General features: G+C 59.5%; 11 protein-coding genes. 7 read left to right on the forward strand and 4 right to left on the reverse strand.

The genetic code is table 11. The features are described 5' to 3' along the window. Positions 1–60: 60 nt before the first annotated feature. Both glnA and hspQ read left to right on the forward strand, forming a co-directional pair. A complete protein-coding gene (glnA, locus tag AC13Q5_RS00625) occupies positions 61–1,470 on the forward strand; it encodes a type I glutamate--ammonia ligase (RefSeq protein WP_075852575.1) in 1,410 nt (469 codons plus the stop codon). 214 nt (positions 1,471–1,684) lie between these two features. Continuing rightward, complete coding sequence (gene hspQ, locus AC13Q5_RS00630; protein WP_075852574.1) at positions 1,685–2,014, forward strand: heat shock protein HspQ; 330 nt, start codon at positions 1,685–1,687, stop codon at positions 2,012–2,014. A gap of 143 nt (positions 2,015–2,157) precedes the next feature. Here the strand turns inward: hspQ and AC13Q5_RS00635 are convergent, their stop codons facing one another. Continuing rightward, on the reverse strand, positions 2,158–2,817 hold the full coding sequence (locus tag AC13Q5_RS00635) for an invasion associated locus B family protein (protein ID WP_047633354.1): 660 nt from the start codon (positions 2,815–2,817) through the stop codon (positions 2,158–2,160). Positions 2,818–3,081: 264 nt separating this feature from the next. On the opposite strand from AC13Q5_RS00635, the gene AC13Q5_RS00640 reads away from it, so the two are divergent. Beyond that, positions 3,082–4,893 (forward strand): extracellular solute-binding protein, encoded by a 1,812-nt coding sequence (locus AC13Q5_RS00640; RefSeq protein WP_488500583.1) that lies wholly within the window; start codon positions 3,082–3,084, stop codon positions 4,891–4,893. 92 nt (positions 4,894–4,985) lie between these two features. Then, positions 4,986–5,657: a DsbA family oxidoreductase gene (locus tag AC13Q5_RS00645; RefSeq protein ID WP_075852572.1), complete on the forward strand. Its 672-nt coding sequence runs from the start codon at positions 4,986–4,988 to the stop codon at positions 5,655–5,657. Positions 5,658–5,739: 82 nt separating this feature from the next. On the opposite strand, the gene AC13Q5_RS00650 is transcribed toward AC13Q5_RS00645, so the two are convergent. Continuing rightward, a complete protein-coding gene (locus AC13Q5_RS00650; protein ID WP_457879913.1) occupies positions 5,740–6,327 on the reverse strand; it encodes a TetR/AcrR family transcriptional regulator in 588 nt (195 codons plus the stop codon). A 169-nt stretch (positions 6,328–6,496) separates the two neighbouring features. Here AC13Q5_RS00650 and AC13Q5_RS00655 point away from each other — a divergent pair, with 169 nt between their 5' ends. The 3 genes from AC13Q5_RS00655 to AC13Q5_RS00665 all read left to right on the forward strand — a co-directional run bounded on the left by AC13Q5_RS00655 (position 6,497) and on the right by AC13Q5_RS00665 (position 8,934). Next, positions 6,497–6,919 carry a RidA family protein gene (locus tag AC13Q5_RS00655; RefSeq protein ID WP_488501146.1) on the forward strand — a complete coding sequence of 141 codons (423 nt, stop codon included), beginning with the start codon at positions 6,497–6,499 and terminating at the stop codon, positions 6,917–6,919. 150 nt (positions 6,920–7,069) lie between these two features. Beyond that, complete coding sequence (ubiA, locus tag AC13Q5_RS00660; protein WP_488500584.1) at positions 7,070–7,984, forward strand: 4-hydroxybenzoate octaprenyltransferase; 915 nt, start codon at positions 7,070–7,072, stop codon at positions 7,982–7,984. A 152-nt stretch (positions 7,985–8,136) separates the two neighbouring features. After that, complete coding sequence (locus AC13Q5_RS00665; protein ID WP_488500585.1) at positions 8,137–8,934, forward strand: class I SAM-dependent methyltransferase; 798 nt, start codon at positions 8,137–8,139, stop codon at positions 8,932–8,934. Positions 8,935–9,275: 341 nt separating this feature from the next. On the opposite strand, the gene mfd is transcribed toward AC13Q5_RS00665, so the two are convergent. Together mfd and AC13Q5_RS00675 are read right to left on the reverse strand one after the other, a co-directional pair. After that, complete coding sequence (mfd, locus tag AC13Q5_RS00670) at positions 9,276–12,776, reverse strand: transcription-repair coupling factor (protein ID WP_488500586.1); 3,501 nt, start codon at positions 12,774–12,776, stop codon at positions 9,276–9,278. Further along, positions 12,773–13,087: an FAD assembly factor SdhE gene (locus tag AC13Q5_RS00675; RefSeq protein ID WP_075852671.1), complete on the reverse strand. Its 315-nt coding sequence runs from the start codon at positions 13,085–13,087 to the stop codon at positions 12,773–12,775. The genes mfd and AC13Q5_RS00675 overlap by 4 nt, the downstream gene beginning before the upstream one ends. Between the last annotated feature and the right edge of the window lie 130 nt (positions 13,088–13,217).

Genomic DNA, 13,217 nt, shown 5'->3' on the forward strand with positions numbered 1-13,217 from the left:
GCCCGGCCATTTTCGGCCGCGGCTCGTTTAATCGTCATCTAAGTCAAGGGAAGTAATTTAATGACGACCGCAAGCGAAATTTTGAAACAAATCAAGGACAACGACGTCAAGTTCGTAGACCTGCGCTTTACGGATCCGAAGGGCAAGCTCCAACACCTCACCATGGATATCGTCTGTGTCGACGAAGATATGTTCGCCGATGGCGTCATGTTCGACGGCTCCTCGATTGCCGGTTGGAAGGCCATCAACGAATCCGACATGGTGCTGATGCCTGATCCGGATACGGTCCACATGGATCCGTTCTTCGCGCAGTCCACCATGGTCATCCTCTGCGACATCCTCGATCCGGTGTCCGGCGAAGCCTATAACCGCGATCCGCGCGGCACCGCAAAGAAGGCCGAAGCCTATCTCAAGGCCTCAGGCATCGGCGACACCGCCTTTTTTGGCCCGGAAGCCGAATTCTTCGTCTTCGACGACGTCAAGTACAAGGCCGATCCCTATAATACCGGCTTCAAGCTCGATTCCAGCGAACTGCCGTCCAACGACGACACCGATTATGAGACCGGCAACCTCGGCCACCGTCCGCGCGTCAAGGGCGGCTACTTCCCGGTTCCGCCGATCGACAGCTGCCAGGACATGCGTTCGGAGATGCTGACGGTTCTGACCGAAATGGGCGTCGTCGTCGAAAAGCATCACCACGAAGTCGCGGCCGCCCAGCATGAGCTTGGCATCAAGTTCGACACTCTGGTGCGCAACGCCGACAAGATGCAGATCTACAAGTACGTCGTGCATCAGGTCGCCAATGCCTATGGCAAGACGGCAACCTTCATGCCGAAGCCGATCTTCGGCGACAACGGCTCGGGCATGCACGTTCACCAGTCGATCTGGAAGGGCGGCAAGCCGACCTTCGCCGGCGACGAATATGCAGGCCTCTCCGAGAGCTGCCTCTACTATATCGGTGGCATCATCAAGCACGCCAAGGCGATCAATGCCTTCACCAACCCGTCGACGAACTCCTACAAGCGTCTCGTCCCGGGCTATGAGGCTCCGGTTCTGCTTGCCTATTCGGCTCGCAACCGTTCCGCCTCCTGCCGTATCCCGTTCGGCTCGAACCCGAAGGCAAAGCGCGTCGAAGTCCGCTTCCCTGACCCGACCGCCAACCCCTATCTCGGCTTTGCAGCCATGCTGATGGCCGGTCTCGACGGCATCAAGAACAAGATCCATCCCGGCAAGGCCATGGACAAGGATCTGTACGACCTGCCGCCGAAGGAGCTGAAGAAGATCCCGACGGTGTGCGGCTCGCTGCGCGAAGCGCTGGAAAGCCTGGACAAGGACCGCAAGTTCCTGACCGCCGGCGGCGTCTTTGACGACGACCAGATCGATGCCTTCATCGAACTGAAGATGCAGGAAGTCATGCGCTTCGAAATGACCCCGCATCCGGTCGAATACGACATGTACTACTCGGTCTGATATCGGATACGAAAGCCCCGGTTTGCCGGGGCTTTCTTCACAATTGGGCGGCCGGAGGCAGGTCGCCGCCAGATTGCGTTTTTACATTGGGCTATCGCTCGGTATCCGATCGGAGAACCAGGCGGAATGTGACAGTTCAATGAAGGAATGGGGGCAAAATCCTTGATATCAGTGGTGAAAGTCACCACATGATTACCTGAAAGGAAGTCGTGCCATGAAACAACGAAACGCAAAATTCAATATTGGCGACGTGGTTCGACACCGGATGTTCCCCTTCCGTGGTGTCATCTTCGATGTCGATCCGGAATTCGCAAATACCGAGGAATGGTGGAATTCCATTCCGGCTGAAGTGCGGCCCGACAAGGACCAGCCCTTCTATCACCTTCTCGCCGAAAACGACGAAACGGAATATGTGGCTTACGTATCGGAACAGAATCTCGTGAACGACGAAAGCGGTGTTCCCTTGCGCAATCCGCAAGTCGCTCAGATCTTTGATAAGGCCCCGACCGGGCAGCTCAAGCCCAAGATGAGCTTCGCCCACTAATCGCCGGTCAAATCAACATTATCTCAAAGGGAAGGTGCTCCCAACGCCTTCCCTTTTTTGTTTGCGCATCATAGTCGATTACCGCAAAGAAAAAGCCCGGAGCGCTCCGGGCTTTTTCCTTCATAGAACGAAATTCCGTCAGCTTACTGCTGCTTGGCAGCCTTCTGCGCGTCTTCGAGCTTCTTGCGAGCTTCCTCGGCCTTCTTCTGCATGCTGTCCTGCAGGCTCTTCTGGCTTTCGGCAAGCTTCGAGTCGGAGATCGCCGGGCCGTCGAAGGCGGCGCCGAAGCCGGTCAGCGAGATCTTGATCGGGTTCGGAGCGCGGCGGAAGTTGACCGAGGTGAAGGTCACGTCGGTGCCCTTCTTCAGCGAAGCGATCATCGCGTCGGTGACCGGGACTTCGGCAGTGCATTTGTCCGGCAGGCAGACGGCGTAGTCGAGCTTCTGGCCCTTGCCGCCATCGACCTGCATGGTGATGCCGGGCGGGATGAGGCGAGCGGTCGGAACCGAGATCTGCAGGATCTTGCGGTTGACCTTGCCGTCAACGGAGATGAGGCCGACAGCCGTCACGAGCTGGCCGTTGTTCGCCATGATCAGGTTCTGCACGATGCAGATATCGGCATCGTCCTGCTTGGTGCAGGTCTTGTACCAGCCGAGACGCGGCTGATTGGGATCGCCGCCGCCGTCAGCCGGAGCTGCGTTGGACGCATCTTGAGCAAAGGCGGCAGCCGGCATGGCCGCGCCGATCATGAGAGCCAGAGCAGAGAGACCTGCCCGCATTTTGTTGTCAGTCTTGAACATCATAGCGAAACCGCCTCCTGAAATCCGCTGCGGGACGACAGCGTGCCGTCCCATGCTATTCGGGTCAAACCGTCGTCCACCTGTCGAATGAATAAGGCAAATACATGACCCGAGAAACCCGGCACCCCTGTTACATCGCACTGGCAAGGATATCCAGCTTTTCTTTGGCCTTTTCTGCCGAGTCCTAAGATTTCCGCAGTCGCGTGTTGAATTCGGCACGCTCATGATAATGTTCGGCCGAATCGTACCCTTCCCGGAAAGGATGCCATGCAAGCGCTCCGGATCGCTGCCTTCCTGTTCTTCGCAACCTTGTGCAACGCCGCGGCGGCTCAGCCGCTTTACGGCATCGCCATGCACGGAGATCCGGCGTTGCCGGCAGGCTTCAGGCATTTCCCTTACGTCAATCCAGATGTCAAAAAGGGCGGCCGCATCAGCTATGGCGTCGTCGGCACTTTCGACAACCTCAACCCCTTCATTCTGAAGAGCATGCGTACCACGGCGCGCGGCATGTGGGACCCGGAATACGGCAATCTCCTTTATGAGCCGCTGATGGTGCGCTCGCGCGACGAGCCTTTCACGCTTTATGGGCTACTGGCGCAGACGGTCGAATGGGACGACAGCCGAAGCTACATTCAGTTCAACCTCAATCCAGACGCCAAATGGTCGGATGGGCAACCGGTGACGCCGGACGACGTGATCTTCACATTCCAGCTTCTTCGCGACAAAGGCCGCGTGCCGTTCTCATCCTGGCTTGAGACCATCGCCAGCATGGCGAAGGTCGGCGAGCACAGCGTGCTGATCCGCTTCAACGAGAGGGCCAATCGCGAAACGCCACTCATTATCGCCTCGTCGCTGCCGATTCTGCCGAAGCACGCGACCGACTCCGATAGTTTCGATCAGACGTCCCTCCGCATTCCGGTCGGCTCCGCCCCTTACAGGATCAAGAGCATCGATCCGGGCCAGCGTATCGTTTTCGAGCGCCGCCCCGACTATTGGGGCAAGAACCTTCCGTCAAAAATCGGCATCGACAATTATGACGAGATCACCGTCAATTACTTCCTGCAGGACACGACACTGTTCGAAGCCTTCAAGAAAGGCGATGTCGATATTTATCCTGACGGCAGCCCAGGCCATTGGCAGCAGGCCTACAACTTTCCGGCAGTGACTTCCGGCGCCATCGTCAAAGAGACCTTTACGCCGAAAACGCCGAGCGGCATGCTTGGTTTCGTCTTCAATACGCGGCGGCCGATGTTTGCCGACAAGAACGTGCGCAAGGGGCTGACCCTCGCCTTCGATTTCGAATGGATGAACCGCAATCTCTACTCGAACGCCTATAGGCGCACGCAGAGCTATTGGCAGAACTCCGATCTTTCGTCCTTTGGCGTTCCCGCGGATGCGCATGAACTCGCCATGCTGGGTCCGATCAAGGACCGCATCGATCCAGACGTGCTTGATGGGACCTACAAGCTGCCCGTCAGCGACGGTTCGGGACGTGACCGCAAGATCCTGCGCAACGCGGTGGCTCTGCTCAAGGAAGGCGGCTATACGATCCGCGGCGAGAAAATGGTCGATAAGAACGGCCGCCAGCTCAGCTTCGAGATATTGACCCAAAATGCAGACCAGGAGCGCATCGCAATCCCGTATCGCCGGTCTCTGGAACTGCTCGGCATCGCCGTAACGATTCGCACAGTCGATGATTCGCAGTATCAGCTCCGGACGATCAACTACGACTATGACATGATCATCAAGTCCTACCCTTCGTCGCTATCGCCAGGCATCGAGCAAGTGGGGCGCTGGGGCTCCGTTGCCGCCAAGACCGAAGGCAGCCTCAATTTCGTCGGCGTCGCCGATCCCGATGTCGATACGCTGATGTCGCATTTTCTCACGGCACATTCAGCCGAGGATTTCCGCGACGCGGTGCGCTCCTTCGATCGGATGCTAATCTCCGGCTACTATCTCGTGCCGCTTTATCATATCGACCAGCAATGGGCGGCGCGGCGCAGCCGCATTGCCCATCCTGACGCTCTGCCGCTCTACGGCTACTATTTGCCGGCCTGGTGGGACGCCTCGGCGCAATGATGCCAGGCGGTTCCCTTTCGGTAACTGGTTGAAGCCATCCTCACAAAGGCCTAGATGGAGGGGAACAGCCCGAAAAGCGAAAGGATAAAACCATGGAACGCATCACGATCGACATCGTCTCGGACGTCGTCTGCCCATGGTGCTATCTCGGCAAGGCCCGCCTGGAGCTGGCGATTGCCGAAGTGCAGGACGAAGTAGGCGTCGACCTCAACTGGCGGCCCTATCGGCTTAATCCCGACTATCCGCCTGAGGGCGTCGACCAGAAGAAGGCGCTCGAGCAGAAGCTCGGCGGCGCGGAGCGTGTCGCGCAAGGGCACAAGATGCTGACCGATCTCGGCCGCGAGGTCGGCATCAAGTTCGATTTCGATGCCATCAAGATCGGCCCCAACACGCTCGATGCCCATCGCCTCATTCATTGGGCCGTCACCGAAAGCCGCGAAAAGCAGGACAAGGTGGTGGATGCCCTTTTCAAGGCCAATTTCGAACAAGGTCGCAATGTCGGCGATCACGCCGTGCTGCTCGACATTGCCGAAGAGGCAGGCCTCGACCGCTCGGTCATATCAACGCTGCTCGCCTCCGATGCGGACCGCGATCTCATCGTCGGCGAAATCGAAGCTGCTCAGAAGATCGGCGTCAACGGCGTGCCCTTCTTCATCTTCGACCAGCAATATGCCGTCAGCGGTGCTCAGACACCGGATGTGCTCGCTGGAGCATTGCGAGACATCGCCAAGATGAAAGCAGACGCTCGCGCCGGAATGAATTAAGCGGGATTCCGCTTTTTCGATTATCGCTGCAAGCACTTCCGCGAAACGCCGACCGCGGAAGTCATCAAAACGATAGCTTGCATCAGGCCTTCACCAGCAATCCCGAAGCCATCGTCCGGAAGGCGTCTATCGCCTTGGGCAGCACTTCCGCCGGATCATCGCTGGCTGCAACCCAGAGGGCAGCATTCAGCGCTGCGCCTGACAGGAGCCGCGCCGCCGCCTCCGCATCGACCGGCTTGACCACCTCTTGTTCCAGAAGCTTTGACACCGTCTGCCGGGTTCCCGCGAGGCAGCTGTTCTGGCTGGGCCATTTCGAGGGATCGCCGAGCACCGCCGGCCCGTCGAGCAGGACTATGCGCTGGACCTCGGGGTCAAGCGCCATCTTGATATAGGCTTCACCTTCCGCAAGCAGACCTTGCCAGCCGCCGCCCGCCTGTGCGCCGATTTCCTTCGCCTGCAACGCCAGCTCGTTGTCGATCTGATAGACGACGGCGGCGAGCAATCCGCGCTTATCCCCGAAATTATGATAGAGCGCACCCCTCGTCAGGCCGACGTTTGCCGTCAGTTCGTCCATCGACGCGGCGGCGAATCCTTTTTCGGCGAAGGTTTTTCGCGCGGCGGCAATGAGCTTGTTCCGGTTTTCTTCCATCGTTTCCAGGCGCTTTGCCATACCACCCTCAAATTTCACATACGACTCGTATTTGAAATATTGACATACGCCGCGCATATGAATATCTCACATACACGCCGTATATCAAATAAGGCGGCGCTTTGGAATGGCTGCGCAAGCTTGCGCCCTTCCTATCTTTTCACGTCAACGAGAATGAGAGCCGAATATGATGACGACCAGGAATGCAATTTTCCCGAAGAACAGACATGCGCTTTACGAGGAGCATGGCTACTCCGCCGCGATCCGTTCCGGCGATCTGCTGTTCGTCTCCGGCCAGGTCGGCAGCCGCGCGGACGGGAGCCCCGAGCCGGATTTCGAAAAGCAGGTCCAGCTCGCCTTCGACAATCTAAAGGCAACCCTGGAAGCCGCAGGCTGCACCTTCGACGACATCATCGATGTCACCACGTTTCACACCGATCCCGAGCAGCAGTTCGGCGCTATCATGAGCGTCAAGAACCGGGTCTTCAGTGAAAAACCCTACCCGAACTGGACGGCTGTCGGCGTCAACTGGCTGGCGGGCTTCGATTTTGAAATCAAGGTCATCGCGCGCATTCCGGATGCCGGGGAGGCGCGCAAGCCGCGGGCGGCGTAAGGTATAGTCGGATTTCGACCCGCGGCGGAAAATGGCCGCCGCGGGCCAGAAGTCACAGCGAGGCTAAATTGACGCAACCACGATTCCAGTCGTTGCGACATGCGCTAAAGTCGCTATTTTTCTTCAGCGATTAAACTGCGGATTTCGATGATGAACGTTTCCACCCGCCCCGATCTAAGCGATATAAAACTCGGAGACTGGGTGGATCGTCGTTTGCCTGCGGCGTTGAGACCTTACACGCGACTCGCGCGGCTGGATCGGCCGGTTGGCATTTGGCTGACGCTTTTTCCCTGCTGGGCCGCGCTGATCCAAGCCTCGCATGGTTTTCCAGATCTCGGACAACTAGCCATCTTCTCGCTGGGCGCATTGCTGATGAGAAGCGCCGGCTCGACCGTCAACGACATTGCCGATCGAAAGTTTGATGGACATGTCGAGCGCACACGCTTTCGGCCATTGGCGAGCGGACAGATCGGCGTGCCGCAGGCAGTCGTGTTTCTCATGGCAGAGCTGGCGCTGGCCGCTTCGCTCCTCCTCTTCCTGACACCCTACACACGCATCATCGCCATCTGCGTCCTACCGCTCGTCTTTGTCTATCCGCTCTGCAAGCGCTTCACTTATTGGCCTCAGGCCATTCTTGGTGCGGCATTCAATTGGGGAATGCTGATGGCCTGGTCGGAAGTCGCCGGCACAATTCCCGTCGGGGCGGTTCTGATGTGGCTGGGAGCTATCGCCTGGCAGATCGGCTACGACACCGTCTACGCCTATGTCGACGTTCGCGATGATACGCAACTGGGCTTGAAATCGACCGCGATCCTGTTTGGCGCGCGCGGCAAGACCTTCATCGGCCTGTTCTACGCCATGGCTGTCGCAGCATGGTCCGTGGGTGGATGGATGGCGGGCATGTCATTGCCCTATGCAGTCGGGATGCTCGTCATCGCAGCGCATCTCGCCTGGCAGACCTGGCGTCTCGATCTTTCACGCCCCGAGATCAATTACCGGCTGTTTCTGGCGAACATTCTAACGGGCGTATTGCTGGCTGCAGGGGCCTTTGCCGGAACTCTGTAGATAGATCAACCTTAAAGATATTTGGCATTCGGCATTCTTCCATTATAGGTTGGCAATCGGAATTGACTGAAAGCAGAAGGCCGTCGATGGTTTCGACTCGCCGAAAATAACGAACTCGGAATTTTCCAATCCAGATCGAAAGGCATCCGGGCATGTCGTCGATAACCTCCATCAACAAAAAGCAGTATGCGGACAGCAGGAAGCTCGCCGCACGCGCCCGCCTCAACAGCGAATATACGATTGCCGAAATCGGCTGGTTTCCATGGGTGGCGCAGCAGCTTCCGTTGAAAGCCGGGGATCGCATTCTCGATATCGGCTGTGGCCCCGCCTGGTTCTGGGCGGCAACGGTAGCATCACTGCCAAAAGAGCTAGACGTCACCCTTTCTGATCTTTCTCCGGGCATGGTTCAGGAAGCCGTCGAGCGGTGCAAGACCTTACCGTTTGGCAGCGTCACTGGTGAGCGGGCCGACGCTGTGGCCCTGCCCTTTGCGGACGGTTCCTTTGATGGCGTCATTGCGATGCATATGTTCTATCACCTGCCGGATCCGTTCAAGGCGATCGCGGAGATGCATCGTGTGCTCAAACCGGGCGGGTTCCTGGCGATAACGACCAACGGCGCCGGCAATATGCGCAAGATGTATGAGCTGACCAGCGTCTTCGGCAGCCCTCCCTATGATCCCGCCGGCGCGGCCTTCGGCTACGATGCAGCGGAACGGCTGATGCAAACCCAATTCGGCAATGTCAGGATGACCGAACATCCGGCCCGCCTTCGCGTGACGGAACCGGAAGACGTGTACCTCGCCCTCACCTCCTACCCTCCCGGCGATGAGGCCGACGACACACAGCTAACCGCATTTCGCAAGGCGATTGCAGAGGCATTCGACGCTGGCGGCGGCGTGCTTGAAACCGAGAAGGAAACGGGGCTGTTCGTTAGCCGCAAAGAGGGCTGACAACATCGCCGCACGCCACCTTAGCAATCCCGTTGCGAGCTCCATGAACTTCGTAATCATTCGAAGCGCGTTGAGCTTGGCCGTATAAATTAGCGATCTTGCTTTTTATTCGACTTCGGCCACGCAGAGCGAAGTGTTGGCCAAAACTCCCGAAGAGCGATCATCATAGATGCCTCCCAGGGACGCCAAAGAACTCTCAACATCTCGTAGTCCAAGTTTTTAGGCGGTTCTTTCTCGCGCGGCGCTTCATCTTGCATAAGCCTCTCCAACACAGCGGACGACCGCGCCTTCTTCGACCAAAGACGGCGTCCGGATCAACTGCGAACGGATCAATATAGCCCCTACTTCGCCAGCTCCGCCAGCTGCGTCATGACAACGGCCGCTCCCTGCAGCCGCTTTTCCGGCGTCGGCAGGTCGCGGGTCAGGAAGACGCTGTGGTCGGGGCGGATCTTGGCCATCGTGCCCTGCTTGGCGATGTAGCCGACGAGATTGGCGGGGTTGGGGAACTCCTTGTGGCGGAACTGCACCACGACGCCCTTCGGGCCGGCGTCCAGCTTCTCGACATTCGCGATGCGGCAGAGCGACTTGATGTAGACGATCTTGAGGAGATGCTGCACCTCGATCGGCAAGGGGCCGAACCGGTCGATCATTTCGGCACCGAAACCGTCAATCTCCTTGATCTCGGTGATCTCGCCGAGGCGGCGGTAGAGCGCCATGCGCAGATGCAGGTCAGGCACGTAATCGTCCGGGATCATGACCGGCGTGCCGACGGAAATCTGCGGCGACCAGCCGGTGTCCTGGATCTCGTCGACGCCCTTCACCTCGGCGACAGCCTCTTCCAGCATCTGCTGATAAAGCTCGAAGCCGACCTCCTTGATATGACCGGACTGTTCTTCGCCGAGCAGATTGCCGGCGCCGCGGATATCCAGATCGTGGCTGGCGAGCTGGAAGCCGGCGCCAAGCGTGTCCAGCGACTGCAGCACCTTGAGCCGGCGCTCCGCCGTCGTCGTCAGCACCTTGTTGACCGGTAGCGTGAAGAGCGCGAAGGCCCGGACCTTGGAGCGGCCGACGCGGCCACGCAGCTGATAAAGCTGTGCCAGACCGAACATATCGGCGCGATGGACGATCAGCGTGTTGGCCGTCGGCACGTCCAGGCCGGATTCAACGATTGTCGTCGACAGCAACACGTCATAGCGGCCTTCGTAAAAGGCATTCATGATGTCTTCCAGCTCGCCAGCCGGCATCTGGCCATGCGCGACCGCCACCTTCAGTTCCGGTACATCCGACTGCAGGAAGGCGTGGATATCGGCGAGATCGGCAAGACGCGGACAGACGTAGAAGCTCTGGCCGCCGCGATAATGCTCGCGCATCAGCGTTTCGCGGATGACAAGGGAATCGAAGGGCGAGATGAAGGTGCGCACCGCCATGCGGTCGACCGGCGGCGTGGTGATGAGCGACAGCTCGCGCACGCCCGTCATTGCCAGCTGCAGCGTGCGCGGGATCGGCGTGGCCGATAGCGTCAGCACATGCACGTCGCTCTTCAGCTCCTTCAGGCGTTCCTTGTGCTTCACCCCGAAATGCTGCTCCTCGTCGATGACGAGCAGGCCAAGATTGGCGAACTGGATGCCGGCGCCGAGCAGCGCATGCGTGCCGACGACGATATCGGTCTTGCCCTCGGCAACCTCCTTCTTGGTAAGCGCCAGATCCTTGGAACCGACTAGGCGGGACGCCTGCTGGATGCGGATCGGCAGGCCGCGGAAGCGCTCGGAGAAGGTCTTGAAATGCTGGCGCGATAGCAGGGTCGTGGGCACGACGACGGCGACCTGCACGCCATTCATGGCCGCGACGAAGGCGGCGCGGAGCGCCACTTCCGTCTTGCCGAAGCCGACGTCGCCGCAGACGAGGCGATCCATCGGCCGGCCGGCGCCGAGATCTTCCCTCACCGCTTCGATGGCGTTCATCTGGTCATCGGTCTCGTCATATGGGAAGCGTGCAGCAAATTCGTCATACAGTCCGTCCGGCGTGCTGAGCACGGGCGCATGGCGTGTCAGGCGTTCGGCCGCGACGCGAATCAAGGCGCCTGCCATATCGAGCAGGCGCTTCTTGAGCTTCGCCTTGCGCATCTGCCAGGCGCCGCCACCGAGCTTATCGAGCTGCGCCTCGGTGCCCTCGCCGCCATAGCGCGAGAGCAGATCGATGTTTTCGACCGGCAGGAACAGCTTGGCATCGTCGGCATAAAGCAGCTCAAGGCAGGCATGCGGCGCGCCGGCGGCCTCGATTGTCCGGAGCCCGACGAAGCGGCCGATGCCATGCTCGGCATGAACCACGATCGAGCCTTCGTCCAGCCCGGCCACTTCCGAGATGAAATCGGCGGCGCGCTTGCGGCGCTTGGAGCGGCGCACCATGCGGTCGCCGAGAATATCCTGCTCGCCGATGACGATCAGATCGCCGGCCTCGAACCCGGCTTCCAGGCTAAGGACGGCCGCTGCCGCCTCGCCCTTTGCCAGGCCGCCGAGATCCTTGAAGGCCTCGATCGTCTTGACGCGCGCCAGCCCATGTTCGGACAGCACCTGCAGGAGGCGATCGAGCGAGCCTTCGGTCCAGGCCGAAATCAGCACCTTGCCGCCCGCAGCTCGCTTGTCGGCAATGTGCTTGACGACGGCGTCGAAGACGTTGACACGCTCGCTATCGGCGCTTTCGGTTGCGGAGCGCGCCCAGCGCGGCCCCTGACGGGCATCAAGCTCGATGACGCGGCGTGCCTCGCCCTCATGTTCGTTGAAGGGCGAAATGCGGATGGCGCCGAAGGCATCGAGCGCGTTGCCAAAGGCCTTGCCATCCAGATAGAGCTGGCCAGGCGTCACCGGCTTGTATGGCGTGCCCTGCGCCATCTGTCCCTTGGCGGGTTGACCGGATTGAAGGCGGGCGTCGTAGTAGTCGAAGACGAGCTTGGAGCGCTCCTCGGCTGCCTCGCGCACCGTGTGATCCGTCACCAGCCGGAAGCCCTTGAGATAGTCGAAGACCGTCTCCAGCTTCTCGTAGAACAACGGCAGCCAATGTTCCATGCCGGCGTAACGGCGACCTTCCGACACCGCGACATAGAGCGCGTCGTCGCGTGTGGCGGCGCCGAAGGCCGAGAGATAGTTCTTGCGAAAGCGGCTGATCGTATCCGGCGTCAGCGTCACTTCGCTCATCGGATTGAGATCGAGCGAGCGCACCTGCCCGGTCGTACGCTGGCTGGCGGGATCGAAGCTGCGGATGCTTTCCAGCGTATCGCCGAAGAAATCCAGGCGCACCGGCTCTTCCGCGCCCGGAACGAAGACATCGAGAATGCCGCCGCGCACGGCATATTCGCCGACCTCGCGCACGGTCGCCACGCGCTCGAAGCCGTTGCGCTCCAGGCGAGCGGCAATGTCGTCCATCCGGACCTGATTGCCCGGTCGGGCGGAAAAGGCCAGGCTCTCGATAATGTCCTGCGGCGCCACCTTCTGCAGCATGGCGTTGACAGTCACCAGCACTACCGCCGCATGCGGTTTTCGATGATGCGCTATCAGGCCGGACAGGGCCGCAAGGCGTCGCGCAGACGTGTCGGAGCTCGGGGAAACGCGGTCATAGGGAAGGCAGTCCCAGGCTGGGAGCGTGAGAACCGGAATTTCAGGCACGATGAAGCCAAGCATCTGCTCGACATCGGCCATATGCTGGCCGTCGGACATGACATAGGCGATCGGCTGGCCGGCCTTTGCCATTTCGGCGATCAGGAACGGCTCAAGACCGGCCGGGACATGACCGATCGTCATCGGCTCGCTGGCGGCGAGCAGCTTCTTCGCGTCGAAACCGGGGATCATTTCGTTAGTCCAAACCTTTCGGCGATCTCTTCGAAATCGGGCTTGTAGGAGGCCAGGCGCTCAAAGAGCGGTGTGCGCAGATGCTGCGGCGTCGGCTCGCTACCGAGGATCCATTTCAGAAGATCATTGTCCTCTTCGGCCATGATGCGCTCGAGCTCATCAAGCTCAGCCTCCGGAAGACCCGGCAACTCATTGTCGGCGAACTGGCCGAAGACCAAATCCATCTCGCGGATGCCGCGATGCCAACAGCGGAAAAGGATGCGCCGACGACGGGGATCGAGATCGGCACTGCTGAGGGTAAGCCCAGTCATCAGGAACACCTTTATGTTGATGGGTCTCTATAAAACCAGCGCTCAAAGGTGGGAACCGGTTTTTCAGAAAAAAGCACCTGCGATGCAATTTTCCGGGGAGTGTTTGACGCAATGAGGCCGAGTTCTTCGC

It is taken from the genome of Martinezella sp. CNPSo 3964, assembly GCF_057784375.1.

Bases quoted from the DNA above. Each gene is read 5' to 3' on its own strand.
- AC13Q5_RS00675 (WP_075852671.1), bottom strand. From the start codon at position 13,087: ATGACTGGGCTTACCCTCAGCAGTGCCGATCTCGATCCCCGTCGTCGG.
- AC13Q5_RS00655 (WP_488501146.1), top strand. From the start codon at position 6,497: ATGACGACCAGGAATGCAATTTTCCCGAAGAACAGACATGCGCTTTAC.
- AC13Q5_RS00645 (WP_075852572.1), top strand. From the start codon at position 4,986: ATGGAACGCATCACGATCGACATCGTCTCGGACGTCGTCTGCCCATGG.
- hspQ (WP_075852574.1), top strand. From the start codon at position 1,685: ATGAAACAACGAAACGCAAAATTCAATATTGGCGACGTGGTTCGACAC.
- AC13Q5_RS00635 (WP_047633354.1), bottom strand. From the start codon at position 2,817: ATGATGTTCAAGACTGACAACAAAATGCGGGCAGGTCTCTCTGCTCTG.
- AC13Q5_RS00665 (WP_488500585.1), top strand. From the start codon at position 8,137: ATGTCGTCGATAACCTCCATCAACAAAAAGCAGTATGCGGACAGCAGG.
- glnA (WP_075852575.1), top strand. From the start codon at position 61: ATGACGACCGCAAGCGAAATTTTGAAACAAATCAAGGACAACGACGTC.
- ubiA (WP_488500584.1), top strand. From the start codon at position 7,070: ATGAACGTTTCCACCCGCCCCGATCTAAGCGATATAAAACTCGGAGAC.
- AC13Q5_RS00640 (WP_488500583.1), top strand. From the start codon at position 3,082: ATGCAAGCGCTCCGGATCGCTGCCTTCCTGTTCTTCGCAACCTTGTGC.
- mfd (WP_488500586.1), bottom strand. From the start codon at position 12,776: ATGATCCCCGGTTTCGACGCGAAGAAGCTGCTCGCCGCCAGCGAGCCG.
- AC13Q5_RS00650 (WP_457879913.1), bottom strand. From the start codon at position 6,327: ATGGCAAAGCGCCTGGAAACGATGGAAGAAAACCGGAACAAGCTCATT.